The organism is Luteibacter sp. (assembly GCF_009912395.1).
In the GTDB taxonomy this organism is placed as follows: domain Bacteria; phylum Pseudomonadota; class Gammaproteobacteria; order Xanthomonadales; family Rhodanobacteraceae; genus Luteibacter.
The window spans coordinates 35,235-61,540 of record NZ_WNDO01000032.1 but is presented as its reverse complement, the minus strand read 5'-3'; the positions used below and the strand labels follow the sequence as shown (position 1 = coordinate 61,540).

The window sequence follows — 26,306 nt, the reverse complement described above, 5'->3', positions numbered from 1 at the left end:
GCGCGAGCACCGCGCCCTGTTGGAGCAATACGCTTTGATCGCCAGCATGAGTGCCAGAGGCAACTGCTACGACAACGCAGCAATGGAGAGTTGGAACCACAGTCTGAAGGTCGAGGCCATCCATGGTGAACACCTCGCCACACGGGAGCAGGCCAAGGCTCATGTGTTTGACTACATTGAGGTTGACTACAATCGGATCCGGCTGCACTCGACCCTGGGCTACCTCAGCCCAGAGCAGTACGAGCTGGCCAATGTCGCTTAGATAGGTGTCCGTAAATCAGGGGCAAGATCAAGGGGGTAGCCCTGGCCATCGAGCAGGAAGAGCACTCGTTCGCCGCCTGCAAGAACACGGACCGCTGTCTGATACACGACGCGTACTCGTTCTCAACCCTTTCAGGACGTGCAGCATCTCAATTCATTGTTTTCAAACATAAATAATTGAATACAAGAAAAAAGCCCTTGCAAGAGCAAGGGCCTTCTCAAATTAAATCAACTATTCACAACATGTGTTGTCTAGAACGGAATATCGTCGTCATCAAAGCCTTCGTTCGCCGGCGGAGCCGAACGCTGCTGCTGACCACCGCCACGCTGCTGGCCGTAGTCGTCACCACCGCGCGAACCGCCGCCGAAGTTACCGCCACCACCACCACCGCCGCTGCGCTGCTGGCCGCCACCGCCGCCCCAGTTGTTGCCACCGCCACCCGCGCCGCCACCCTGGCCGCCGCGCGACTGCTGCGGACGGTTGCCGCCCTGGCCGCCGCCGAAGCCGCCACCACCGCCACCTTCACCGCCGGCACCCTGGCCGCCGAGCATCTGCATCTCGTTGGCGACGATGTCGGTGCTGAAGCGCTCGACGCCGTCCTTGTCGGTGTACTTGTCGGTGCGCAGGGAGCCCTCGATGTAGACCTGGCGGCCCTTCTTCAGGTATTCGCCGGCGATTTCCGCCAGCTTGCCGAACAGCTTGACGCGATGCCATTCGGTGCGTTCCTGGCGCTCGCCGCTCTGCTTGTCGGTCCAGTTCTCGGACGTGGCGATGCGCAGCGAGGTGATCGCCGTGCCGCTGCCGGTGTAACGGACTTCGGGGTCCGCGCCGAGGTTGCCGACGATGATGACCTTGTTGATGCCGCGTGCCATGGATATCCCTCGTAATGCGTGTCTTTTGGCCCCGGGCCCGGGGCGCTGCCGATGTCCCGCCGGCGCCAGGGCGCGGGTGACCGTTCGGACCGTGTAGTTTGGGCGATGGCCGCCTCCGGATCAAACGGTGTCGCCCGGGCCTTGGCGTGGGCGGCTTCGCGCTCTAGCCGACGGGCTGGACGACCGAGCCGGCGATGCGCCGGGTGCCCCACAGCGTCAGGGGCAGCCAGGCCAGGGTGGCGGCGGCGGAGGCGACGAACACGCCCTGCACACCCAGGTGGCCCAGGGCGATGCCGCCCAGGGCGCCGCCGACGAAGGCGCCGAAGAACTGACTCGATGAGTAGGCGCCCATGGCCGCACCGCGCAGAGGCGTCGGCGCCAGGCGGGAGACCAGGCTGGGCAACGCGGCCTCCAGCAGGTTGAACGCGGCGAAGAACAAGGTCACGGCGACGCCCAGGAACGCGATATGGCTGGCCGTGACCGCCATGCCCGCCAGAGCCACGCCCAGCGCGAGCACGCAGCCGACGATCATCCGAGTGCTCTGGCCGATCTCCCGGGTGCGCGGCAGCAGGCCGCCCATGACCAGGGCCGCCACCAGCATCACGGGCAGGTAGAGCTTCCACTGGTCGGACACCGCCAGCTTCCAGGTGTCGGTCAGTAGCAGCGGCAGGCCTACGAAGCTGGCCGTGAGCAGGGCATGGAGGAAGAAGACCGAGCCGTTGAGCAGCAGCATCTGCGGATCGACCAGCATAGTGCGCAGGTCGCGCCAGGTGCTGCCGCCCGTGGTCCGCTGGATCTCGGGGGTGGGCACCAGCCACCAGAGCAGAATCATCGCCAGCAGGGCGAGGATCGAGGTCAGGCCGAACAGGCCGCCCAGGCCGGACACGGCTTCCAGCGGCGGCCCGAGGATCAGCGCCAGCAGGAAGGAGAGGCCGATGGAGATGCCGATGATGCCCATGGCCTTGCTGCGACGATCCTCGCGAGTGAGGTCGGCAACCAGCGCGCTGCCGGCGCCGGCCACCGCGCCCATGCCTTGCAGGGCACGGCCCAGGGCGATGCCGGTGAGGGTGTTCGAGGTGGCGGCCACGACGCCGCCAATGGCGAAAACGGCAAGCCCCAGGGTGATGGCCGGCTTGCGGCCGATCCGGTCCGAGAGCAGGCCCAGGGGCACCTGGAGGCACATCTGGCCGATGCCGTAGACGCCCAGGGCGAGGCCGATCAGCCAGGGCGTGGCGTCCGGCATGCCACGGGCATACACGGAAAAGACGGGCAGGATGAGGAACAGCCCGAACAGACGGAGGCTGATGACGGCCGCCAGCGTGAGCGCGCTGCGCAGCTCAAGTCGACTGAGTTTGTTCACCGACGGGTTCCGGTCACGGCGCACCAGGGCGACAACGGACTTCGATTATACGGATCGACCGCCCCGTGACGGGCTCATGCCTATAATGTGGGCTGATTTGCCGCACACACCACAACGGGCACCATGCATTCCCTCGCCGAAAGCCAGACCCCTATCGATTTCGCAGGCGTCCGCGCCCTCGCCGCCAGCGACATGGCGCAGGTCGACGCCCTGATCCGCAGCCGCTTGGCCTCGGACGTGGTGCTGATCAACCACATCGCCGACCACATCATCGCCGGCGGCGGCAAGCGCCTGCGGCCCATGCTCCATGTGCTGGCGGCCGGCGCGGCCGGTTACCAGGGCAAGGAGCACGCGAAGCTCGCGGCGATCATCGAATTCATCCACACCTCCACCCTGCTGCACGACGACGTGGTGGACGAGTCCGACATGCGTCGCGGCCGCAAGACGGCCAACGCCCTGTGGGGCAACGCGGCCAGCGTGCTGGTGGGCGACTTCCTCTACTCGCGTTCGTTCCAGCTGATGGTGGAACTGGACGACATGCGCATCATGCGCATCCTCGCCGACACCACGAACACCATCGCCGAAGGCGAGGTGTTGCAGTTGCTCAACATCGGTAACGCCGACGTGGACGAGGCCGCCTACCTCGCAGTGATCGAGCGCAAGACGGCCGTGCTGTTCGCCGCGGCCACGGAGCTGGGTGGCGTGCTCGGCGGTCTCGACGATACGCAGACCAGCGCGCTGCGTCGCTACGGCATGGAACTGGGCTACGCGTTCCAGATTGCCGATGACCTACTCGACTACGTTTCCGACGCTGAGACGCTGGGCAAGAACATCGGCGACGACCTCGCCGAGGGCAAGCCGACGTTGCCGCTGATCTATGCGATGCAGTCGGCCGATGCCGAGCAGCTCGCGTCGCTGCGCCATGCGATCGAACATGGCGGGCTGGATTCGCTGGATCGCATCGTTGCGTCCATTCGCGACTCGGGGGCGTTGGAGCGTACGCATGCCACGGCGGCTGCTCATGCGCTTGCTGCAAAGGACGCGTTGGCGGTGCTGGCGCCTTCGGCGCATCGCGATGCGTTGATGGCGTTGGCGGATTATTCCGTGGAGCGGCGGTTCTAAAGGATACGGTGAGGGGATCGCGCGCAAGCGCGCTCCTACAATAGGAGCGCGCTTGCGCGATTGACCTATTTGGCGGCGAAGGCTTCCGTCAGCCACGCGCGCATCGCGGCATAGGCGCGTTTCGCCGTCTTGCCGTTGTAGCGGCAGTTGCCTGTCGCGTCGGTGGCTTCCTTTTCCGTGAAGCAATGCACCGTGTTGCCGAAGTCGGCGGAGACCCAGTCGGCCTTCGCGGTGGTCATTTCCTTTTCGAACGCCTGGCGCTGTTCCGGCGGCACGCCCTGGTCGTCCGCACCGTTGAGTGCGAGCACGGAGGCGTGGATGTCGCTGGGCAGTTTGTCGTCGGTGCTGAGCAGGCCGTGGAAGCTCACCACTGCCGCCACGTCTGCACCGGTGCGGGCCAGGTCGAGCACGGCCGAGCCGCCGAAGCAGAAACCGATGGCTGCGAGTTTGGCCGGATCGATCGGTGCGGTCTTTTCTTGCGCCTTCAGTTCCTGGAGCGCGCGTGTCACGTGGTCGCGCATGATTTTGCGATCGGCGTAGAGCGGCTTTACCGCCGCACCAGCTTCGTCGGCGTTCTTCGGACGGACGTTTTCACCGTACATGTCGGTGAGCAGGATCACGTAGTCCTTGCCGGCGATCTCCTTGGCCTTGGCCACGGCCATGTCGTTCACGCCGAACCAGTTGGGCACCATCACGAGGCCGGGACGCTTGGCCTTCACCGCGTCGTCGTAGACGAGGAAGCTCTTATAGGTGACACCCTGCTCCGTCCACTGGACGGGCTTGGCAACCATCGCGGCATGCGCGCTTCCCGCGCAGCCGAAAACCACAAGGGACAAGGCAAGCAACGAACGACGCATGGGTGTATCTCCCTGGGACGATGGCCGGAGCATAGAAGGCCACGAGGCCAGGAGATAGTCCTGTAGGAGCGCGCTTGCGCGCGATGGGGTTTGTCGCGAGCACCCGTCGCGCGCAAGCGCGCTCCTACATGGTCATAGCCACGCAGCGTAACGGGCCTTCATAGGCCCGCGGCGTGGCGGGTGAGTTGGCGTTTCAGCGGGGTGAGGCGTTCGAGGAGGCGGATGCCCAGGCCGCGGGCGGCGACCAGCGGGGCCGCCTTCCACGAATAGATGCGGCCGAGCGTGTCGAATGACCATGCGTCCATGCCGTCGGCGCTGCGACGGCGACGTGCATAGCGACGAAGCACGTGCGTGGCGGCGATATCACGGCCGGCGTCGCGGGCGGCGACCAGCGTGTCGCGCAGTTCGGTTACGTCGCGCAAGCCGAGATTCACGCCCTGCCCGGCCAGCGGATGCACCGTATGCGCGGCGTCGCCGAGCAGGACGAGGCGGCCGGATTCGTAACGGTCGGCCAGCTTCAGGCGCAACGGGAAACCGACACGACGGGTCATCGCGCCAATGGGGCCGAGACGGAAGTCGCTGGCGACACCCAGCTCCGCACGGAACGCATCGTCGTCGAGGGCGAGCACGCGTTGTGCTTCTTCCTCGGGCAACGACCACACGATGGAACACCGTCCATCAGCCATCGGCAGGAAGGCGAGCGGACCGGTCGGGAGAAAACGCTGCCAAGCGGTACGTTCGTGCGGACGCGTCGTTTCCACATGGGCGACGACGCCGCGCTGGCCGTAATCGCGTCCGTGGGTATCGATGCCGGCCATGGCGCGAAGCGCAGAATCGGCACCGTCGGCGGCGACGACGAGTCGTGCGGCCAGCACCTGGCCGTCGGCGAGGTCGAGCTGGGCGCGGTCTTCGCGTAACGAGTAACCCACCACTTCGCCCGGAACGACACGGCGCACACCGGTGTCGTCCAGGGCATGCCACACCGTGGCCTGTACGAGGTTGTTCTCGACGATGTAGCCGAGCACGTCGCGACCTTCGTCGGCGGCGTCGAAATGGATGGTGGCGCCGTTCTCGGCATCCCACACCACCATGCGCTCATAGGCCGAGGCGCGGGCGTCGCGGATACGCGACCACACACCGAGACCGTCGAGCAGCGCGATGGACGAGGGCGCGAGGCCGACGACGCGCAGGTCGGGTTCGTCGGCCGCGGACCAGGGGGCCGGTTCGCGGGCATCCACGAGGGCCACCGAGAAACCGGCGCGCGCCAGCGCGAGCGCGGCGGTGGCACCGACCATGCCGCCACCCACGATGGCGACATCGAGCAGACCACCACGACGGCGGGGCGATTCCTTCCAGTCGGTCACGGCGTCTTCTCCCTCACGGCGAACGGCGCATTGGCACGGAAACCCATGCCTCGCCGGCTCATCGCATGGCGCAGCGGCGGAATGCGATCCAAGGCCAACATGGCGAGCGACCGGACCGGCCCGAGAAACGGCTGCTCCAGGCAGGCGAGACGGACCAGGCCGTGGCTCATCGCCATGGTGCCCTCGCGATCCGCCTCGCGACGCCGCGCGTACTCGGCCAGCAGGGTCGGGGCGCCGACGTCCGGCGCCTGCGCAACCAGTTCGGCCAGGGTCAGGGCGTCGCGCAGGCCCAGGTTGAAGCCTTGGGCGCCGATCGGATGCACCGTTTGCGCGGCGTTGCCGACCAGCACGGCGCGGTCGGCGACGATGGCCTCGGCCGCCACGCGACGGATGGGGTACGGAGAGCGCTTGCCGGGCCGGCTCAGGCGACCGAGGCGCCAGCCGAAACGCTCCTGGGCGAAGGCGGCGAAGGCCGTGTCGTCCATGGCGGCCACCTCGGCCGCCTGCGCAGCGTCGACGGTCAGCACGAGGCCGATGCGCCGGTCCGCCAGCGGCAGCACGGCGACCGGGCCTTCATCGGTGAAACGTTCGTAGGCGCGGCCGCGCGGATCGCGCTCCGACGTCATGGTGCTGACGAACAAGGCCTGGCGGTAATCGTGGTCGCGAGTACCGATGCCCAACTGAGCGCGGATACCGGACGTGGTGCCGTCGGCGCCGACCAGCAGGGGCGTCGTGCGCTCCACGCTGCCTTCGGGCGTGGTCACCGTGACCCGCCAGCCGCCCTCCGTGGATTCGATTCGCTCCACGCGGGCCGGGGCGAGACGGGTAAGCAGCTTGCAGCGATCGAGCCGGCGCAGCAGGGCGGCGCCGAGTTCACGGGCCGGAAGCGTCCAACCCAGGGCATCCACGCCCTCCTCAGCGGCATCCATACGCACGCTGCCGAAATCTCCGGCGCGGCTCGTATGAATATGCACGATGGGCGTCGCCCGAGTCTCGGCAAATTCCCACACCCCGATGGCCTTGAGGCCGTTGACCGTCGCCCGGGCCAGGGCGAGGTTGCGTTCGTCGTAGCTGGGCTGGTCGTCCACGCGGGGCGCAGCGGCTTCCACGAGCACGGCGGGGATGCCGGCCGAGTCCAGGGCGATGGCGAGGCTGGCCCCCACGAGGCCGCCGCCGACGATGAGGATGGGGTCTGGGGAAGTCATGCCGCGATGATAACGCCGTCGCGTGAAGGTGCCCTCGCTGCGGCCGCCTGCCGCAGTGCCCAGGCGATCGATAGAATCCCCGACATGGGCAATCGACTGACGAAGATCTACACCCGGACCGGCGACGACGGCAGCACTGGCCTTGGCGATGGCAGCCGCACCGGGAAGGACGCGCCTCGCGTGGCCGCCTACGGCACCGTGGACGAGCTGAACAGCGCGATCGGCATGGTGATCGCCGCCGATGGTGTCGATGCGGATATCCGCGAGGTGCTGGTCCAGGTCCAGCATGAGCTGTTCGACCTGGGTGGCGAGCTGTGCATCCCCGGCATGGCGATGGTCCAGGCGGACGACGTCACTCGTCTGGAAACCGTGCTCGATGGCTTCAACACCGACCTGCCCGCGCTGAAGGACTTCATTCTGCCCGGCGGTGGCATGGCCGCCGCGACATGCCACCTCGCCCGCACGATCTGCCGCCGCGCCGAGCGCGAGGTCGTGGCGCTCGCACGCATCGAAGACGTGCGTCCGGAAGCCGTCGGTTACCTGAACAGACTGTCGGACCTGTTGTTCGTGCTGGCCCGCGTGCTGGCGCGGCGCAGCGGCCATGGCGAAGTGCTCTGGCAACATGAACGGCGCCCACGCGGCTGAGGCCCGGACCATGTAAGCTCTTGGCGTCGAACGGCTTCCAGGGGCCTTGAGGCCGCAGGGGACGTAGCGCCAGGGGGGCGCGCCAGCGTGCGGCGTCGTCGACGATTCTGCTACTTTGGCGCCCTTTCGAACGGATAAGACCGAGCCCGTGACGTCACGCATCAGCATCCTGCCTCAACGCCGCCTGCTGGCGACCGCCGTCGCCCTCGTCATCGCCGGCACCGCCATGGGCGTGCAGGCCAAGACACCCAAGAACACGATCCAGGCGGGGTCGACCCAGCCTGTGGCCGAGACCTGCCCGCTGGGCTCGTTCATCTGCCCGCCGCGACCGGTCAGCTACGCGCTGTGCCGTCCGAACGCGATGCTGAGTTTCTACGAGCCGGCGATCACCAAGGACACCACGTTGCGCGACACGTCGCCGACAGATGTCCACTCGGGTATCGACGACGAGGGCAAGAGCGGCGTCAAGGTCGAAAGCCCGGAACCGAACGTCTACCACATGACCGGCGGCGTTCGCCTAGAGCGCGCGGACCAGGTCCTGCGCGCCGACGACGTCACCTACAACTCGGACTCCACCGCGTACGACGCCGAAGGCAACGTGCGCTACCAGGAGGCCGGCATGCTGGTCTCCGCGGATCGCATGACCGGCACCACCACGCCCAACCAGGGCGAGGCCGAGCATGTGCGTTACCAGTTGCTGCAATCGCGCGGCAACGGCGTGGCCGAACATGCCACCGTGATGGACCCGCAGCACGGCCGTTTCCGCATGGCGTCGTACTCGACCTGCGACGTCGGCAGCCGCATGTGGGAGTTCCGCGCCAAGACGATGAACCTCAACAAGGAAACCGGCGTCGGCGTGGCACGAAGCGGCACCTTGCGCTTCAAGAACGTGCCGATCATGTATCTGCCGTACTTCACGTTCCCGCTGGACGACCGGCGCAAGAGCGGCTTCCTGTACCCGACCTTCGGCTCGTCAAGTCATTCGGGCGTGTACCTGTCCACGCCGTACTACCTGAACCTCGCGCCGAACTACGACGCTACGCTCGATCCCAGGTACTACTCCGACCGCGGCTTCATGCTGGGCGGCGAGTTCCGCTATTTGCTGCCAAAGTCGAACGGCACGTTCTATGCGCAGTACATGGCCCACGACAAGGGCCCGGATGACGACATCAGTCACACCAGCGATCGCGACGGGTCCAAGCAGCGTTACCTGGTCCAGGTGACCAATTCGACCGACCTGGGCGCGGGCTTCCATTTCGGCGCAAACATCAACCACGCCTCGGATAACCAGTACTTCCGCGACTTCAGCAACGATCTGTATAGCTCGGCCACGGGTCTGCTCAGCTCCACCGCCTATGTTTCCAAGGGAGGCAAGTACTGGAGCGCATCGCTGGGCGTGGACGACTACCAGAACGTCGACGCGGGCCTGCCAAACTATGTCGTGCCCTATCGTCGGTGGCCGCGCGCCACGTTCAACCTGAGCTTCCCGGCGAACAACTGGCTGGACGTGGGTATCGACAGCGAGGCCGTGGCGTTTCGTAAGATCGACAAGGCGCCCGTGGCGAATCCGTTCCCGGGCCAGGTGGACGGCAACCGTCTCGACCTTGCTCCCTATGTAGCCGCCGATTTCTCTGGGGCCTCCTGGTTCATTCGACCACGCCTGGAATATCGCTATACCGCCTACAAACTGGACAGCGACTACCAGCATTACAACTATACCCAGCAAAGCCCCTCGCGCTCCCTGCCCATCGCCAGCCTGGACACCGGCCTGATCTTCGACCGCCAGACAAGCCTGTTCGGGAACAGCTACACGCAGACGCTCGAACCGCGCCTGTATTACCTGTACGTGCCATACCGAAACCAGAACAACCTGCCACTGTTCGATACCAGCGAGATGTCTTTCGACTTCTGGCAGTTGTTCACCACCAATCGCTTCTCCGGCGCCGACCGCCAGATGGACGCCAACAACCTGACGGCGGCCCTGACCACACGCCTGCTGGACGACAAGGGCGTCGAACGACTGTCGGCCAGCATCGGCCAGATCCATTATTTCCGCGACCAGCGCGTACAAGCCTCGCCATTCACCGCGCCTACCACGTTCGACAAGTCGGACTACGTGGCCCAGCTCGCCGTTCAGTTCAACGACAAGTGGCGCATGAACGCCTCTTACCAGTGGAACCCGAACAAGAAGGCCAGCCCGTACTACAGCGATCAGGGCCTGCCGTTCACCCAGGGTCGCGATACCGATCTGGCCACCATCCAGCTCCAGCGACGCATCCTGGGCGACGGCATCGTGAACTTCTCGTACCGCTACCGGCGGAACGTGATGGAACAATTCGACACGTCCGTGGTCTACCCGGTGTCCGAGCGCTGGCGTGCGCTGGCCCGCTGGGTCTTCGCCCGCCGCGACGTCGTTCCGGTCACGGTGGCCGGGTTCAATAACGGGCAGCCGTTCAACACCTTCACCTACTCCCATCGCACCCTGGACGCCGCGATCGGTGTCGAGTACGACAGCTGCTGCGCCGCCTTCCGCGTGCTCGGCCGCCACTACGTGCACGACTACACCCGATCCACGGCCAACGCGATCATGTTCGAGGTGGAATTCAAGGGCTTGGGCTCGCTCAACCCACAATCGGGCTCCTACCTGCGCCGTGCTATCCTTGGCTATCAATAAGTGGGGCAACGGCCCCGGGCATCCTTACTCGATGAAGCAGATCCTCGCCTACTCCCTGCTCGCCGCCTCCATCCTGGTGGCCGTTCCTTCCGCCCACGCCCAGCTCATGCCGGCCGCCCAACCGGCCACGCCGGGTAGCGCGGATATCGGCAACGGCTCCCTGGACCGCATCGTCGCGGTGGTGGAAGACGACGTCATCCTGCAGAGCGAGCTGAACGAGGCCATCAACGCCATCGTCCGCCAGTACGCCGCCAACCCGGAGCAGTTGCCGCCGAAGGACGTCCTTGCCCGCCAGGTACTGGATCGCCTCGTCCTCATGAAGCTGCAGGTCTCCAAGGCCAACGACCAGAACATCAAGGTCTCCGACCAGGATGTCGACCAGGCCGTGGCCAACGTGGCCCAGCAGAACAAGATGACCCCGGACCAGCTCCGTGGCGCGGTCCAGCAGGACGGCTACAGCTTCGCGGCGTTCCGCCAGCAGCTGTCCGACCAGATCGTCGCCCAGAAGCTTCACGAGAGCATCGTGCGCGACCAGGTCTCGGTTACCGATTCCGAAGTGAACAATTTCCTCGCCAGCCCGACCTACAAGGCCGGCGAAGTGCATCTGGCCCACATCCAGATCGGCACGCCCGCCAACGCCAGCGCCGAAGACATCGCCGCCGCGCAGGCCAAGGCCGAGAATGCCCTCAAGGCGATCAAGGGCGGCATGGACTTCAATGCCGCGGCCATCCGCTTCTCCGATGCCCAGGACGCCCTCGATGGCGGCGACCTCGGCTGGCGCCGTCTCGACGAAGTGCCGCCGGCCTTCGCCGACGCCGTCGCGGGCCTAAAGCCCGGCGAGACCACCGCCGCGCTGCGTGGCCCCACGGGCTTCCATATCCTGAAGCTCGTGGAAACCCGCGCCCCGGGCCGCCAGATCGTCACCGAATACCACGCTCGCCAGATCCTCATCAAGCCGTCCGAAATCGTCACCCCGGAGCAGGCCGAAAAGAAGGCGCAGGACATCTACACCCGCGTCGCCGACAAGCACGAAGACTTTGCCAAGCTGGCCAAGGACGAGTCCAAGGACAACACCACGGCCAATAGTGGTGGTGACATGGGCTGGTTCGCGAAGGACGCCTGGGGCGCCGCCATCTCGAACAACATCGACCAGCTGAAGGACAACGAGATCTCGCATCCCATCCAGACCGATGCCGGCTGGATCGTGCTGCAGCGCTTGGGCACCCGCCAGAGCGATCTCACCGACCAGCTCCAGCGCGACCAGGCTCGCCAGGCCATCGGCAATCGCAAGGCCGACGAAGCCTACGAGAACTTCCTGCGCGATCTGCGCTCGCAGTCCTACGTGAGGGTGGTCGCGCCGGAACTGAAGGATCCGGACGACAAGCAGGCGTCGACCAGCACACCGTAAGCCCATATGAACGCGACCACCCTGCCCAGGCTCGCCGTCACCGCCGGTGAGCCCGCGGGGGTCGGTCCCGAATTGCTCGCCCGACTTGCAGCGAGCGATCTACCCGCCGATCTCATCGCCGTCACCGACCGGGGACTGCTCGAGCGGGCTGCCGCTGTCTGCGGCCTGTCGCTTCAGATCCTCGACGACGACGGTAGCCGCCTCACCGAACGCTCCCCGGGCAGTATCCGTCTGCGGCATGTGCCGCTGGGTAGCGAAGCGCGCTTCGGCCAGCCCGACCCGGCCAATGCGCGGCACGTGCTCGATATGCTCGCACTGGCCGCCGAAGGCTGCCTCGACGGCAGTTTCGATGCCGTGGTCACGGGACCGGTGCAGAAATCCAGCATCAACGAGGCTGGCATCCCCTTCAGCGGCCACACCGAATTCTTCGCCGAGCGCGCCGCCGCCGAGGTGGTGATGATGCTGGCCAGCCCGGAACTGCGAGTCACCCTGGCCACCACCCACTTACCCCTATCCGCCGTGCCGGCAGCGGTCACTGCGCCGCTGCTGGAGCGCACGCTGCGCATCGTGCGCGACGCGCTCGTCGATCGTTTCGGCATCGCCCGTCCGCGCATCGCCGTGCTGGGCCTGAACCCGCATGCGGGCGAAGGCGGCCACATGGGCCGCGAGGAACTGGACACGATCATCCCGCTGCTCGATCGCCTGCGCGACGACGGCATGGACCTCCTGGGCCCGCTACCCGCCGACACCGCCTTCGTGCCCGCCATGCGCGAGCGCTACGACGCCGTGCTGGCGATGTATCACGACCAGGCGCTCCCCGTACTCAAGAGCGAGGCGTTCGACCGCACGGTCAACGTCACCCTCGGCCTCCCTTTCATCCGCACGTCCGTCGATCACGGCACGGCGCTCGACCTGGCCGGTACCGGCCGGGCCGATCCCGCCAGCCTGTTCGCCGCGACGCGGCTCGCCATCGACCTCGCCCGTCGCGGGGCCCACGCATGAACGCACGTCCCAAGAAAAGTTTCGGCCAGCACTTCCTTCATGAGAAGTGCTACATCGAGCGCATCGTGTCTTCCATCAGCCCGAAGGACGGCGATACCGTCGTCGAGATCGGTCCTGGCGAAGGTGCGATGACGATGCCCCTGCTCGCCGTCGCGAAGAAGATGACCGCGATCGAACTGGATACCGACCTCATCCCCGGTCTTCAGGAACGCGCTGCGTCCATCGGTGAGCTGCGCATCGTGCACTCGGACGTGCTGAAGGTCGATTTCACGGCGCTTGCCCGCGAACTCGGCGCAGAGCGCCTGCGTATTGCCGGCAACCTGCCTTACTACATTTCCAGCCCCATCCTCTTTCATTGCGTAGAGCATGCGTCCACCATCCAGGACATGCATTTCATGCTGCAAAAGGAAGTGGTGGACCGCATGGCCGCCGAGCCGGGTAGCAAGGTTTACGGGCGCCTCAGCGTCATGCTGCAGCTTGCCTGTAAGGTGACGCCGCTGTTTACCGTGCCCCCGGGCGCGTTCCGGCCGCCGCCGAAGGTGGATTCCGCCGTCGTCCGGCTTGTCCCCCTTCCGCCGGAACAGCTTCCCAAAGGCGATCCAGCGAAGATCCACGCCGTCGTGAAGGCCGCCTTCGCCATGCGACGCAAGACGCTCTCGAACACGCTGAAGGGCCTCGTGGACGAAGCGACGATCCGCGACCTGGGCATCGATCCACGTGCCCGCGCCGAAACGCTGGCTCCCGGCGACTTCGTCACGCTCGCCAACGCCATGTGAACGGACGAAAGGCGGGCTTGCCCGCCTCTTCCCCGTCCCGGACAATCGGTGCATGAATTCCAAGACTCCCTACACGATCGACGTGGAGGTCGAAACCCGCTTCATCCCCGACCAGTCGCAGCCGGCGGACAACCGCTACGTGTTCGCCTATACGATCACCCTGCACAATGCCGGCGACACGGGCGCGCAGTTGCTGACCCGCCACTGGGTCATCACCGACGCCAACGGTAAGGTCGAGGAGGTCCGTGGCGATGGCGTGGTCGGAGAACAGCCGTGGATGCGTCCGGGTGACTCGTATGAGTACACCTCGGGTGCCGTGCTGGAAACCTCCGTTGGCACGATGGAAGGCAGCTACCGGATGGTGGCCGACGACGGCACCCATTTCGATGCGAAGATCCCCGCCTTCGTGCTTTCGATTCCGCGCACGCTCCACTAGGAACCCATCCATGGAAAGCCCATACCACGCCATGGAGCGACTCGACTGATGGCCATTTATGCGATCGGCGACGTCCAGGGTTGCTACCCGGAACTGCAGCGCCTGCTGGAGAAGATCCGCTTCGACCCGGCAAACGACCGCCTCTGGTTCTGCGGCGACCTGGTGAATCGCGGCGGCGAGTCCCTCGCCACACTGCGCCTCATCCATTCGCTGCGCGAGCAGAGCGTCATCACGCTCGGCAACCACGACCTTTCCCTGCTGGCCATCGGCCAGCGGCGCGAAGATGCGCAGGCGCGCGTCAATCCAGAACTGCGCGAGGTGTTGTTCGCCGACGATGCACCGGTGCTGCTCGAATGGCTGCGCATGCAGAAGCTTCTGCATCACGACGAGACCCTCGGTTGGACGATGATCCATGCCGGGCTCGCGCCACTGTGGACGCTGCGACAAGCCCAGCGTGCCGCAATGGAAGTCGAGCGCGAGCTGAGTGGCCCGCGCCACCAGCGCCTGCTGAAGAACCTGTTCGGCAATCGCCCGCCAGGCTGGAACAACCGCCTGCAGGGCGTGGAACGTCATCGCGCCACCATCAATACCCTTACCCGCATGCGCTACTGCGACGTGAACGGCCGTATCGACTTCGAGGGCAAGGGCACGCCGGGTACGCAGAAGCCAGGGATGTATCCATGGTTCGAGGTGCCGGGCATGCGTCGTCGCGATACGAAGATCGTGTGCGGTCACTGGTCAGCGCTGGGGCGCTTCGCCGGGCTTGGCGTGTATGCCATCGATACCGGCTGCGTATGGGGTGGCCAGCTCACGGCATTGCGCCTGGACACCGAGGAGCCTGAGTACATCACCGTGCAAGCCGAGCCGCATCGGCATAAGCCCAAGGGTGGCGGAGACTGAGGCCAGGCCTGATCGCGCGCAAGCGCGCTCCTACGGGCGGATCATCACGCCCCAATAAAAAACCCGCCTTTCGGCGGGTTTTTCGTATCAGCTCAGCTGACCGTGGCAGTGCTTGTACTTCTTGCCAGAGCCGCACGGACAGGGATCGTTGCGACCGACCTTGGGCGCCTCGCTGAACACCGGCGCCAGCGCGGCACGCTCGGTATCAGCGCCACCGTCGGGCTGACCCGCGGCCTGCGCATCGGCGTGCTGGAACTGCAGGTGCTGCGACTCGGCGGCACGCTGCTGCTCGGCCTCCATGGCCAGCACTTCGTCTTCGCTGCGGATACGGATGCGGGCGAGCATCTGCACCACTTCGCTCTTGATGCGGTCGAGCATTTCGGAGAACAGTTCGAAGGACTCGCGCTTGAACTCCTGCTTCGGCTGCTTCTGCGCGTAACCGCGCAGATAGATGCCCTGGCGCAGGTAATCCATGCTGGCGAGGTGTTCCTTCCAGGCGTTGTCCACCACCGAGAGCATCACGTGCTTCTCGAGCGAACGCATGGTCTCGCCGCCAATCTGGGTTTCCTTTTCGGCGAACAGCTCGTCGACCGCCTGGCGGACGTGCTCGAGGATGCCTTCGGCATCGACGTCCTTCTTCTCCTCCACCCACTTCGGCAGGTCGAGACGAAGATTCAGTTCGCTGGCCAACTCGCGGTCGAGACCGGCGACATCCCACTGGTCGTCGATGCTGTCGGCCGGCACGAAGCGACGGACTACGCTCTCGACCACGTCGAGGCGGATATCGCCGACCATGTCGGAGATGTCTTCCAGCTCCAGCAGTTCGTCACGCTGGGCGTAGATCACCTTGCGCTGGTCGTTGGCGACGTCGTCGAAATCGAGGAGGTTCTTGCGGATGTCGAAGTTGTGCTGTTCGACCTTGCGCTGCACCTTTTCGATCTGGCGCGTGATCAGGCGATCTTCCAGCGCCTCGTCTTCCTTCATGCCGAACATCTGCATCCAGCGGCCGATGCGCTCGCCGCCAAAGATGCGCATGAGGTTGTCCTGCAGCGACAGATAGAAGCGCGAGGAACCCGGGTCGCCCTGGCGGCCGGAGCGGCCACGTAGCTGGTTGTCGATACGACGCGACTCGTGGCGCTCGGTACCGATGATATGCAAACCACCTGCGGCGAGCACCTGGTCGTGGACGATCTTCCAGTCGGCCTTGGCTTTCTCGCGATCGGCGTCGGTCGCCGTTTCCGGCAACGCGGCGAGCGCGGCCTCGAGGCTGCCGCCAAGCACGATATCGGTGCCGCGGCCGGCCATGTTGGTGGCGATGGTGACCGCACCCGGCGCGCCCGCCTGGGCGATGATGTGCGCTTCGCGCTCATGCTGCTTCGCGTTGAGCACCTCGTGCGGGATGCGTTCTTTCTTGAGCAGCCCCGAGACCAGTTCGGACACGTCGATGGACGCGGTACCCACCAGCACGGGCTGGCCGCGCTCGTTACAGGCCTTGATGTCGTCGATGACCGCCTTGAACTTGGCGTCCGGACCGAGGAACATGGCGTCCGGGTTGTCCACGCGCACCATCGGCTTGTGGGTGGGGATCACCACCACCTCGAGGCCGTAGACGCTCTGGAATTCGTAGGCTTCGGTGTCGGCCGTACCGGTCATGCCGGCCAGCTTCTTGTACATGCGGAACAGATTCTGGAACGTGACCGTCGCCAGCGTCTGGTTCTCGCGCTGAATGGGCACGCCTTCCTTCGCTTCCACGGCCTGGTGCAGACCATCGGACCAGCGACGACCAGCCAGCGTACGGCCGGTGAACTCGTCGACGATGATGACCTCGCCGTCGCGGACGATGTAGTCGACGTCACGCTGGTAGATGGCGTTGGCGCGCAGGGCCGCGTTCAGGTGATGCACGACCGCGAGGTTCTTGGAGTCGTACAGGCCGCTGTCCGGCTCGATGACGCCAGCCTGGCGAAGAAGCTGCTCGGCGTGCTCCATACCCTCTTCGGACATGTGCACCTGTTTCTGCTTCTCGTCGACAAAGTAGTCGCCGGCCGAGTCTTCCTTCTCCTGGCGGATGAGGCCTGGCACCACCTTGTTCACCGCGATGTACAACTGCGGGGAATCCTCGGCGGGGCCGGAGATGATGAGCGGCGTACGCGCCTCATCGATCAGGATGGAGTCGACCTCGTCGACGATGGCGTAGTGCAGGCCGCGCTGATGGCGCTGTTCCTTGCTGAGCGCCATGTTGTCGCGCAGGTAGTCAAAACCGAATTCGTTGTTCGTACCGTAGGTGATGTCGGACGCGTAGGCGCCGCGCTTGTCGGCGTGGTCCATGCCCGGGTACACGACGCCGACCGTGAGGCCGAGGAAGTTGTACAGCTTGCCCATGAGGGCCGAGTCGCGGCGGGCCAAGTAGTCGTTGACCGTGACGACGTGGACGCCCTTGCCTTCCAGCGCGTTGAGGTACACCGGAAGCGTACCGACCAGGGTCTTGCCTTCGCCGGTGCGCATTTCGGCGATACGACCGGAATGCAGGACCATGCCGCCGATCATCTGGACGTCGTAGTGGCGCATGCCGAGTACGCGCTTGGCGGCCTCGCGGGTGGTCGCGAAGGCTTCCGGCAGCAGCTTGTCGAGGGTCTCGCCGGCGGCCAGGCGCTGGCGGAACTCGTCGGTCTTGCCGCGCAGGGCGTCGTCGGAAAGCTTTTCGTACTCCGGCTCGAGGGCGTTGATGCGCTTGACCGTCTTGGAGAGGTCGCGCAGCACGCGGTCGTTACGGCTTCCGAAAATGCTCGTCAGGGCACGATTGAACATCGATCATCCGGATCAGAAACGAAAGAAATCGCCGTTCGCCCTCAGGACGGCCGGCATGAAGGAACGATCATACTACGTACGGCCGCCCCGGGCTTTCACCGGGGTGGCGGCACCCCGTCACGGTTTCAAGCCTTTCAGCGGTGGCTGCGGACGTACGCCAGCGGATTGACGACGCGGTCGTGGTACCAGACCTCGAAATGGACGTGGGACCCGGTCGAACGACCCGTGGAGCCTGCCCGGGCGATCTCGTCACCCACCCGCACGTGCTGGCCGGGCTTGGCCAGGATGGCGCTGTTGTGGGCGTAACGCGTCATGTAGCCGTTGCCGTGGTCGATTTCGACGACATCGCCATAGCCATTTCGCTGACCCGCAAAGGTGACCATGCCTTCGGCGACCGCCGTCACCGGCGTACCCTTCGGCGCGGCGATGTCGATGCCGGTATGGCGGGCGGCATGCCCGCTGAACGGGTCGGGCCGGCCACCGAAGAAGGACGAGATGTACCCGTTCACCGGCATGCCGGTGGGGCGCAGGCTCGACTCGATCTTGCGATCCAGGAGCATGTCGTGGAGGGCTTCCAGCTGCGCCTGCTGGGCGTCGAACTGGCCGGACAGCTGGTCGATGTCCTTGCCCAGGGCATCCGGCTTGGCGTACGCGCCGAGGTCGCCCGACGGCGCGATCTCGGGGCCGCCCTGGGGCGGCTCCTCGCCGAAGTTGAATTCGCCGTCGTCGAGCTTGCCCGCCTGGGTCAGCCGTTCGCCGAGGGCGTTGAGACGGATCGACTGGGCCTGAAGCTGGCCGAGCTTGACTGCCAGGGCGTTCAGTTCGCGCTGCGCATCCGCGCGAGCGGTCGCCGCTTGCGTTTCCGGGCTGCCTTGCACCGCGACCGACGACGGCCGGCCATGCGACCCGGAGAAGGCCAGGGCCAGCGCGGCACCGACACCGGCGACCCCGAGGAAACCGCCCACTGCCATGACCGCCACCTTGCAGCGCAGGCGCCGGCAGGTGAGATCCAGTGTTTTCGGCCCTTTCTGGCCACGTGACACGAGTATGATCTGCATACGTTCCACATCGAATCGTTGAAGCCGGTCCATGCCACCGCCGTACCAGCCGCCCCGCCGCTCCACGCGTGGACTCAAGTCCATCGCGGAAGTGGGCCCTGTCGCCTCGCTGGCCAAACGGGCCCGCGAACTCGACGGACTGGACCACCAGTTGCGCGCGACGCTGCCCCAACCGCTGCGTGACCAGGTCCGTTTTGCGGACCTGCGCGACGGCAGGCTCGTCTTCCTTGCGCCCTCGTCGGCCTGGGCATCCCGGGTGCGCCTGTACCAGACGCAGATCCTCGACGCCGCCCGCGACATGGGCGCGATGGCCTTCGCGGTGGCCGTGAAAGTGGCCCCCCTGCCGGTCGAGGAGGAAGTCCCCGACCTGCACAAACCGCTTTCCACCACGGCCGCCCGACACCTTCGGACCGTCGCCGCGACACTTTCCGATCCCACGTTGCGGGACCTCTTCCTTGGACTGGCCTCCCAGGCCGAAGAACAAGACTAATCAATCGCTTACGTGACTTCTCGCCTCGCAGCGAGCGCCCCTGGCCAGGCCAGGGCGGCGAACTTTATAGCACGCATGAAGCGGTCGAACACCTAAATTGCACATAAATTCGACAGACCCGACGCACTCGCGACAGGCGGGCTCGGTGGCCTGATCGCTACATTCCGGTACATATCGGCGCCCGGCCAAAAACACCGGGGATACATCGGCGCGGTCTCATGCAAGGCATTCCGGACCTGCCTCCGAGGGGCCTCGCCATGTCGCTTTCCAAGATATTTCGCCACACCGTCTCGCGCGCTGTCCTGACCGCTGGCGTCGTGATCGCCTCTGCCGCCAACGCGAGTGACGCCTACCGGAGCACGCTTCCCATCCAGGGCGCCCTGCCTTCGCTGGCCGGCGCCACGGATTGGCTCAACAGCGCACCGCTGACGTCGGAGAGCCTTCGCGGCAAGGTCGTCCTGGTCGATTTCTGGACCTATTCCTGCATCAACTGCATCCGCACCATTCCCTACGTCCGCGCCTGGGCCGACAAGTACAAGGACCAAGGCCTGGTCGTCATCGGCGTCCACACCCCCGAGTTCGACTTCGAGGGCGACGAGGCCAACATCCGCCAGGCCATCGCGCGCTTCGGCATCACCTATCCCGTCGCCGTGGATAGCGACCACGCCATCTGGGGTGCCTTCCACAATCGCTTCTGGCCGGCGCTCTACTTTGTCGACGCCAACGGCCGCATCCGTCACCACCAGTACGGCGAGGGTGACTACGACACCTCGGAGCGTGCCATCCAGGACTTGCTCGCCGAAGCCGCCGGGCAGCGCAAGGCCGATGAAGGCCTCGTCGTTCCGCGAGCCAAGGGAACCGAGGTCGCTCCGGACCCCGCCGGGGTCGCTTCCGATGAAACCTACGTCGGCTACGACAAGGCCGAGGGCTTCGCCTCACCCGAAGGCTTTGCGGAAAACCGCCGCCAGCACTATTCGGTCGGGCGACCGCGCCTGAACCAGTGGGGCCTCACCGGCGACTGGACGGTCCATGGTGACTGCGCCACGGTGGATCGCGAGGGCGGCACCATCACCTACCGCTTCCGCACGCGTGACCTGCACCTCGTGCTCGCCCCCGGCAAGGATGGCAAGCCGCTGCGCTTCCGTGTCCTGCTCGATGGCAAGGCTCCGGGCGCCGCCCACGGGACCGACACCGACGGCCAGGGCAATGGCACGATCGGCGAGACGCGCCTCTACCAACTCGTGCGGCAGGCCGGGGACACCGGGGAACACACGTTCGTCATCCAGTTCATCGACGCAGGCGCTTCCGCCTACGCCTTCACCTTCGGCTGAACATCTCTCCTTCTTAAGGACCACGCCATGAACGACGTACGCGATAACTCACCCGCCAATACCCAGCGCCGCCGCTTCATGGGTTTCGCTGCCGCCCTCACGGCGGCCGTACCGCTCGGCCTGCTCGACATCGGCAAGGCGTTCGCGGCGACGCGGACTCCCTCGGCTCCAACCGCCCTGCCCGCCGGCAACGGACTCGGCCCTATCCGCCAGATCAAGGCCGGCGTGCTCGATATCGGCTATGCCGAACTCGGCCCCTCGAACGGCCGCGTCGCCATCCTCCTGCACGGCTGGCCTTACGACATCCATGCCTTCGACGACGTCGCTCCCGCACTGGCCGCCTCGGGATATCGGGTGATCGTGCCCTACCTGCGTGGCTACGGCAGCACGCGATTCCTGTCGCCGGACACCATGCGCAATGGCCAACAGTCGGTCGTTGCCGTGGATGTCATTGCCTTGATGGACGCGCTGAAGATCCCGAAAGCGGTCGTCGCCGGCTTCGACTGGGGCGCCCGCACCGCCGACATCGTCGCGGCCCTCTGGCCCGAGCGCTGCGAGGCCCTGGTTTCCGTCAGCGGCTATCTCATCGGCAACCAGAAAGCCGGCGCCGCGCCGCTTCCGCCCCAGGCCGAGCTGTCGTGGTGGTACCAGTTCTACTTCGCCACGGAACGCGGCCGCCTCGGCTATGAAACGAACCGCAAGGAGTTCGCCCGCCTGATCTGGCATACCGCCTCGCCGAAATGGGCCTTCGACGACGCCACCTTCGACCGCTCGGCGGTCGCCTTCGACAATCCGGATCATGTCGACGTCGTCGTCCACAACTACCGTTGGCGCCTGGGGATCGTCGAAGGTGAATCGAAGTACGACGCACTGGAGGCCAGGCTGGCCACCGCCCCCACGATCGCCATCCCGACGATCACCCTGGAAGGCGACGCCAACGGCGCACCGCACCCGGAACCGTCGGCCTATGCGAGCAAGTTCACCGGCAAGTACGCGCACCGTACGATCACCGGCGGCATCGGACATAACCTGCCGCAGGAGGCGCCGAAGGCATTCGCCGACGCGGTAAGGGATGTCACGTCGCTTTAAATGTGTAGGAGCGCGCTTGCGCGCTCCTACAGACAAATAAAAAGGCCGCGATCGCTCGCGGCCTTTTTGCTTACCTCGGAACCGGGCGTATCAGACAGCCTGGGCCGGGTGTGCGTACGAGATCGGCGCCTTGGCCGGATCCTTGAAGCTGACTTCTTCCCACGCGGTGGCATCAGCCATCAGGCGACGGAGCAGCTTGTTGTTGAGCTCGTGACCCGACTTGTGCGCCGAGTAGGCACCGATCAGGCTGTGGCCCAGCATGTAGATATCGCCGATGGCGTCGAGGATCTTGTGCTTGACGAACTCGTTGTCGTAACGGAGGCCGTCTTCGTTCAGCACGCGGTAGTCGTCGAGGACCACGGCGTTGTCCATCGAGCCGCCGAGGGTGAGGTTGCGCTCACGCAGGGCTTCGATATCGCGCATGAAGCCGAAGGTGCGGGCGCGGCTTACTTCCTTCACGAACGAGGTGGTCGAGAAATCCATCTCGGCCTGGGAATTGCGCTTGTTGAAGAGCGGGTGGTCGAACTCGACCGAGAAGCCCACCTTGAAGCCGTCGAACGGCTCGAGCTTCGCCCACTTGTCACCGTCTTCGACGATGATCGGCTTCTTGATACGGATGAAACGCTTGGCGGCGTCCTGTTCCTCGATACCAGCGGACTGGATGAGGAAGACGAAGGGGCCCGCGCTGCCGTCCATGATGGGGACTTCAGGGGCCGACAGGTCGACGTAGGCGTTGTCGATGCCGAGGCCGGCCATCGCCGAGAGCAGGTGCTCCACGGTGGAAACGCGGACATCGCCATGGATAAGCGTGGTGGACAGGCGCGTATCGCCGACGTTCTCCGGGCGAGACTTGAGCTCGACCGGCGGATTGAGGTCGACGCGGCGGAACACGATGCCCGTATTGGGCGCCGCCGGACGAAGCGTCATGTAGACCTTGTCGCCGGTATGGAGGCCGACGCCGGTGGCGCGAATGATGTTCTTGAGCGTGCGCTGCTTAATCATGTTGTGTCGAACCTTGCTGGCAGCAGCCTGAGTAACGTACATGCTAACACAGTCTTAACCTCGGAATAAACAAACCGGACAGTACAGCTCAACCATCCTTTCACCGAGGCTTCAGTTTTTTCTGAGAACAGTTCTCATCGCTCGTGCGACAGAATTGCGCGACGCATCAATTACTTGCAACTCATTGAATTTTCTCCCGGGTTGCCTTCAAGGCGGCACGGCGTCGCCCCACCGCCCGGACGGGAGCGGCGATGGGGCGACGGGCGGCCCGGCATCGTGCCGGGTCGTCCTCACGTTTTCCTTAACGTGCCTTGGAGCGTTTGGCTGACGCGATCAGTCCGCCTGGCGACGCAGGAAGGCCGGGATGTCGAGGTAGTCGATCGCCGGTTCCTGGCTCTTGGCCGGCTGCTGAGCCGGTTCAGCGCGCGAGGAGACCGACGGGACCGGCTCGGACTGAGCGTAGTCGACCACTTCGTTGCCCGTGCCCGTGCGCAGCACGACCGGACGCGGACGCTGGCGCATCTCGACCTGCTGCTGCACCGGCTGGCGGACCGGCTGCTTGGCGGCGACGATACCGCGGTTCAGGCCGGTGGCCACCACGGTGACGCGGACGTCGTCCTGCATGTCCGGATCCAGCGAGGTGCCGATCACGACGGTCGCGTCTTCCGAGGCGAAGTCGTGGATCACGCGACCGATCTCGTCGAACTCACGCATGGTGAGATTCGGACCGGCGGTGACGTTCACCAGGATGCCGCAGGCGCCGGCCAGGTTGACGTCTTCCAGCAGCGGGTTGTTGATGGCCGATTCGGCGGCGGCCTGCGCGCGGTCGTCGCCGCGGGCGGTGCCGGAGCCCATCATCGCCATGCCCATCTCGCTCATGACCGTGCGCACGTCGGCAAAGTCGACGTTGATCAGGCCCGGGGCCGTGATCAGGTCGGCGATGCCCTGGACGGCGCCCAGAAGGACGTCATTGGCGGCCTTGAAGGCGTTGAGCAGGGTGACTTCGCGACCCAGCACCGAGAGCAGCTTCTCGTTCGGCACGGTGATCAGCGAGTCGACGTGCTGCGACAGGTCTTCGATGCCCTTCAGGGCGACCTGCATGCGGCGACGGCCTTCGAAGGGGAACGGCTTGGTCACGACGGCGACCGTCAGGATGCCCTTCTCCTTCGCGAGCTGGGCGACGACCGGCGCGGCGCCGGTACCGGTGCCACCGCCCATACCGCAGGTGATGAAGACCATGTCGGCGCCTTCGAGCATGTCCTCGATGCGCTCACGATCTTCCAGCGCGGCCTGACGGCCGACTTCCGGGTTGGCGCCCGCGCCCAGGCCCTTGGTGACGTTGCCACCGAGCTGCAGGTGCGTGCGACCGCCGCAGCTCTTCATGGCCTGCGCGTCGGTGTTGGCGACGACGAATTCGACGCCTTCGATGTTGGAGTTCACCATGTGGGCCACGGCGTTGCCGCCGCCACCACCCACGCCGATGACCTTGATGACCGCATTCGGTGCCAGCTTTTCGATTAGTTCGAACATTTCCCGTCCTCCGCAGAACTTTTAGTTTTTTTGGTTTATGTCCCGTGACCGACTCCTGTCGATCGCGAGCGGCGGGCCGTCCTTATGCCCCGGCGCCCCCCATCCTTTGGGCGCCGATGAAGCGTTTGGTCAGAAGTTCTTGCTGAACCAGCTGCGGAACTTCTCGACCATGTTGCCGACGTTGCCGACGGCGGAACTCATCTGACGATTGCCTCCACTGGCGCGCGAGCCGTGCAGCAGGAGGCCCACGCCCGTGGAATGCAGTTCGCTGGAAACCACGTCGCCCAGGCCCGAGACGTGCTGTGGCACGCCGATACGGACCATCTTGTGAAAAATTTCCTCGGCCAGTTCGAGGGCGCCTTCCATACGGGCGGCGCCACCGGTCAGCACGATGCCCGCAGCGACCAGGCTCTCGTAGCCCGAGCGACGCAGTTCGTCCTGCACCATCTCGAAGATTTCCTCGTAGCGCGCCTGCACCGACTGCGCGAGCGCCTGCCGGGCAAGGCGACGCGGCGGGCGATCGCCGACGCTGGGCACCTGGATGGTTTCCTCCGCGTGGGCCAGCTGGGCCAGCGCGCAGGCGTACTTGATCTTGATCTCCTCGGCATGCGCGGTCGGCGTGTGCACGCCATAGGCGATGTCGTTGGTGACCTGGTCACCGCCCACCGGCAGCGACTTGGTGTAGCGGATCGCGCCCTGGGTGTAGATCGCGATGTCCGTGGTACCCGCGCCGATGTCGACCAGGCACACGCCCAGCTCCAGTTCGTCTTCGGTCAGCACGGCCTTGGCGCTGGCGACGGCAGCGGGGACGAGTTCGTCCACCGACAGGCCGCAACGCTGGATGCACTTGGAGATGTTCTGCACGGAACTGGCGGCACCGGTGACCAGGTGCACGCTGGCTTCCAGGCGCACGCCGCTCATGCCGACCGGATGGCGAATGCCGTCCTGGCCGTCGATGCGGTATTCCTGCGACTCCTTGTAGAGCACCTTGCGGTCAGCCGGGATCGCGACGGCGCTCGCCGCCTCCAGCACCTGCTCGAGGTCGGCCGCCATCACTTCGCGGTCGCGGATCGCCGCGGTGCCGTGCGAGTTGCGGGTTTCCAGGTGGCTGCCCGAGATAGAGGCATACACCGAGCGGATGTCGCAGCCGGCCATCAGCTCGGCCTCTTCCACCGCGCGCTGGATCGAGTGCACGGTCGATTCGATGTCCACGACGGAGCCGCGCTTCATGCCGCGCGAGACGTGGGTGCCGATGCCGATCACTTCGATCGGTTCACCGGGCTCGTACTCGCCGACGATCGCGACGACCTTGGAGGTTCCGATGTCGAGGCCGACGACGAGCTGTTTGTCGTTCTTGTTTCTCATGTATTAGCTCAGCTTCCGACCTTTGGGGTGGCCGTGTTTTCCTGTGGCGGCCACCGGATAGCGAATCCGTTGGTGTAACGCAGGTCGGCGTAGGCGAATCCGCCACGATGACCTGAAAGGAGTTGCGGGTAGACGTCGAGGAAACGCGCGAGACGGCGGTCCGCCTGTTCGCGGTCGCCGATCACGATCTCCGCGCCGCTTTCGGTGATGGCGCTCCAGCTGCCGCGTTCGGACAAGCTGACACCCACCACCGACATCTGCGCGCGACCTTCGAAGGCCTTGCGTGCCTGGGCGTAGAAACTCACCACCTCGGCCAGCCGCGAGTCCGGTCCCGACAGACGTGGCAGATCGCCCATCTGGTCGGCACCCGGCGCGTCGAACACCTGGCCCTGGCGGCTGATCAGGCGAGTACCGTTCCAGCGCGCGAACGGCTGACGCTCGTAGATGCGCACCAGCAGCGTGTCGGGCCAGCGCTTGCGCACTTCCACCGACTCCACCCAGGGCAGGCCACCGATCGAGCGGCGCACGTTTTCCAGATTGGTTGCAAAGAAGCCTTTGCCAAGACTGGGCAGCACGGCCGCGCGGATCTGTTCCGCACTGACGTGCGTGAACTCCGCCTCGACCTTCAGCTGCGTCACCGGCCAACGATTGGCGGCAAACCAGCCCTGCATCACGCCGACAATGGGCAACACCACCAAGGTGATGGCGATGCCCCAGGCGACGATCCGCGTGGCAGCGGCTCCCTTCATCTCT

The 26,306-nt window shown here is 65.6% G+C and carries 23 protein-coding genes; 12 read left to right on the top strand and 11 right to left on the bottom strand.

From position 1 onward, the window contains the following. A partial coding sequence (locus GAK28_RS21550; RefSeq protein WP_291774508.1) for an IS3 family transposase occupies window positions 1-262 on the top strand: 262 nt, incomplete at its 5' end. A 251-nt stretch (window positions 263-513) separates the two neighbouring features. Here GAK28_RS21550 and ssb read toward each other — a convergent pair. Beyond that, window positions 514-1,134, bottom strand: a complete 621-nt coding sequence (gene ssb / locus GAK28_RS21545) for a single-stranded DNA-binding protein (RefSeq protein WP_291784274.1) — start codon at window positions 1,132-1,134, stop codon at window positions 514-516. Between the two features lie 163 nt (window positions 1,135-1,297). Next, window positions 1,298-2,494: an MFS transporter gene (locus tag GAK28_RS21540; protein ID WP_291784272.1), complete on the bottom strand. Its 1,197-nt coding sequence runs from the start codon at window positions 2,492-2,494 to the stop codon at window positions 1,298-1,300. 123 nt (window positions 2,495-2,617) lie between these two features. Here GAK28_RS21540 and GAK28_RS21535 point away from each other — a divergent pair, with 123 nt between their 5' ends. After that, a complete protein-coding gene (locus GAK28_RS21535) occupies window positions 2,618-3,616 on the top strand; it encodes a polyprenyl synthetase family protein (protein ID WP_291784270.1) in 999 nt (332 codons plus the stop codon). Between the two features lie 65 nt (window positions 3,617-3,681). On the opposite strand, the gene GAK28_RS21530 is transcribed toward GAK28_RS21535, so the two are convergent. The 3 genes from GAK28_RS21530 to ubiH all read right to left on the bottom strand — a co-directional run bounded on the left by GAK28_RS21530 (window position 3,682) and on the right by ubiH (window position 7,042). Further along, complete coding sequence (locus GAK28_RS21530; RefSeq protein WP_291784268.1) at window positions 3,682-4,473, bottom strand: dienelactone hydrolase family protein; 792 nt, start codon at window positions 4,471-4,473, stop codon at window positions 3,682-3,684. 158 nt (window positions 4,474-4,631) lie between these two features. After that, window positions 4,632-5,837, bottom strand: a complete 1,206-nt coding sequence (locus tag GAK28_RS21525) for a UbiH/UbiF/VisC/COQ6 family ubiquinone biosynthesis hydroxylase (protein ID WP_291784266.1) — start codon at window positions 5,835-5,837, stop codon at window positions 4,632-4,634. Next, entirely contained in the window at window positions 5,834-7,042 is a 1,209-nt protein-coding gene (gene ubiH, locus GAK28_RS21520) for a 2-octaprenyl-6-methoxyphenyl hydroxylase (RefSeq protein ID WP_291784264.1), read from the bottom strand. Before ubiH ends, GAK28_RS21525 begins: the two co-directional genes overlap by 4 nt. Before the next feature lie 84 nt (window positions 7,043-7,126). Between ubiH and GAK28_RS21515 the strand changes: the two genes are divergently transcribed. The 7 genes from GAK28_RS21515 to GAK28_RS21485 all read left to right on the top strand — a co-directional run bounded on the left by GAK28_RS21515 (window position 7,127) and on the right by GAK28_RS21485 (window position 14,883). Beyond that, on the top strand, window positions 7,127-7,687 hold the full coding sequence (locus tag GAK28_RS21515) for a cob(I)yrinic acid a,c-diamide adenosyltransferase (protein ID WP_291784262.1): 561 nt from the start codon (window positions 7,127-7,129) through the stop codon (window positions 7,685-7,687). Window positions 7,688-7,835: 148 nt separating this feature from the next. Continuing rightward, entirely contained in the window at window positions 7,836-10,361 is a 2,526-nt protein-coding gene (gene lptD / locus GAK28_RS21510; protein WP_343161902.1) for an LPS assembly protein LptD, read from the top strand. Between the two features lie 31 nt (window positions 10,362-10,392). Further along, complete coding sequence (locus GAK28_RS21505) at window positions 10,393-11,769, top strand: peptidylprolyl isomerase (RefSeq protein WP_291784277.1); 1,377 nt, start codon at window positions 10,393-10,395, stop codon at window positions 11,767-11,769. 6 nt (window positions 11,770-11,775) lie between these two features. Then, the gene (pdxA, locus tag GAK28_RS21500; RefSeq protein ID WP_291784260.1) at window positions 11,776-12,771 is read left to right on the top strand and encodes a 4-hydroxythreonine-4-phosphate dehydrogenase PdxA; all 996 of its coding nucleotides are present in this window, start codon (window positions 11,776-11,778) and stop codon (window positions 12,769-12,771) included. After that, the gene (gene rsmA, locus GAK28_RS21495) at window positions 12,768-13,547 is read left to right on the top strand and encodes a 16S rRNA (adenine(1518)-N(6)/adenine(1519)-N(6))-dimethyltransferase RsmA (RefSeq protein WP_291784257.1); all 780 of its coding nucleotides are present in this window, start codon (window positions 12,768-12,770) and stop codon (window positions 13,545-13,547) included. The genes pdxA and rsmA overlap by 4 nt, the downstream gene beginning before the upstream one ends. A 52-nt stretch (window positions 13,548-13,599) precedes the next feature. After that, window positions 13,600-13,983, top strand: a complete 384-nt coding sequence (gene apaG / locus GAK28_RS21490) for a Co2+/Mg2+ efflux protein ApaG (protein WP_291784255.1) — start codon at window positions 13,600-13,602, stop codon at window positions 13,981-13,983. Window positions 13,984-14,031: 48 nt separating this feature from the next. Further along, complete coding sequence (locus GAK28_RS21485; RefSeq protein ID WP_291784253.1) at window positions 14,032-14,883, top strand: symmetrical bis(5'-nucleosyl)-tetraphosphatase; 852 nt, start codon at window positions 14,032-14,034, stop codon at window positions 14,881-14,883. Window positions 14,884-14,970: 87 nt separating this feature from the next. On the opposite strand, the gene secA is transcribed toward GAK28_RS21485, so the two are convergent. Then, window positions 14,971-17,688 carry a preprotein translocase subunit SecA gene (gene secA / locus GAK28_RS21480; protein WP_291784252.1) on the bottom strand — a complete coding sequence of 906 codons (2,718 nt, stop codon included), beginning with the start codon at window positions 17,686-17,688 and terminating at the stop codon, window positions 14,971-14,973. A 134-nt stretch (window positions 17,689-17,822) separates the two neighbouring features. Next, window positions 17,823-18,746 carry a M23 family metallopeptidase gene (locus GAK28_RS21475; RefSeq protein WP_291784250.1) on the bottom strand — a complete coding sequence of 308 codons (924 nt, stop codon included), beginning with the start codon at window positions 18,744-18,746 and terminating at the stop codon, window positions 17,823-17,825. Window positions 18,747-18,777: 31 nt separating this feature from the next. On the opposite strand from GAK28_RS21475, the gene GAK28_RS21470 reads away from it, so the two are divergent. The 3 genes from GAK28_RS21470 (at window position 18,778) to GAK28_RS21460 (ending at window position 21,656) form a co-directional block, all read left to right on the top strand. After that, entirely contained in the window at window positions 18,778-19,236 is a 459-nt protein-coding gene (locus GAK28_RS21470) for a DciA family protein (RefSeq protein WP_291784248.1), read from the top strand. Between the two features lie 257 nt (window positions 19,237-19,493). Next, window positions 19,494-20,567, top strand: a complete 1,074-nt coding sequence (locus GAK28_RS21465) for a thioredoxin family protein (RefSeq protein WP_291784246.1) — start codon at window positions 19,494-19,496, stop codon at window positions 20,565-20,567. A gap of 27 nt (window positions 20,568-20,594) precedes the next feature. Then, window positions 20,595-21,656, top strand: a complete 1,062-nt coding sequence (locus GAK28_RS21460; protein WP_291784244.1) for an alpha/beta hydrolase — start codon at window positions 20,595-20,597, stop codon at window positions 21,654-21,656. Window positions 21,657-21,746: 90 nt separating this feature from the next. On the opposite strand, the gene lpxC is transcribed toward GAK28_RS21460, so the two are convergent. The 4 genes from lpxC to GAK28_RS21440 all read right to left on the bottom strand — a co-directional run bounded on the left by lpxC (window position 21,747) and on the right by GAK28_RS21440 (window position 26,302). Beyond that, window positions 21,747-22,658, bottom strand: a complete 912-nt coding sequence (gene lpxC, locus GAK28_RS21455) for a UDP-3-O-acyl-N-acetylglucosamine deacetylase (protein ID WP_291784242.1) — start codon at window positions 22,656-22,658, stop codon at window positions 21,747-21,749. A gap of 333 nt (window positions 22,659-22,991) precedes the next feature. Continuing rightward, window positions 22,992-24,188, bottom strand: coding sequence for a cell division protein FtsZ (gene ftsZ, locus GAK28_RS21450; protein ID WP_291784239.1), 1,197 nt, complete (start codon window positions 24,186-24,188; stop codon window positions 22,992-22,994). Between the two features lie 129 nt (window positions 24,189-24,317). After that, complete coding sequence (gene ftsA / locus GAK28_RS21445; RefSeq protein WP_291784237.1) at window positions 24,318-25,553, bottom strand: cell division protein FtsA; 1,236 nt, start codon at window positions 25,551-25,553, stop codon at window positions 24,318-24,320. Window positions 25,554-25,561: 8 nt separating this feature from the next. Further along, complete coding sequence (locus tag GAK28_RS21440) at window positions 25,562-26,302, bottom strand: cell division protein FtsQ/DivIB (protein WP_291784235.1); 741 nt, start codon at window positions 26,300-26,302, stop codon at window positions 25,562-25,564. Window positions 26,303-26,306 lie beyond the last annotated feature (4 nt).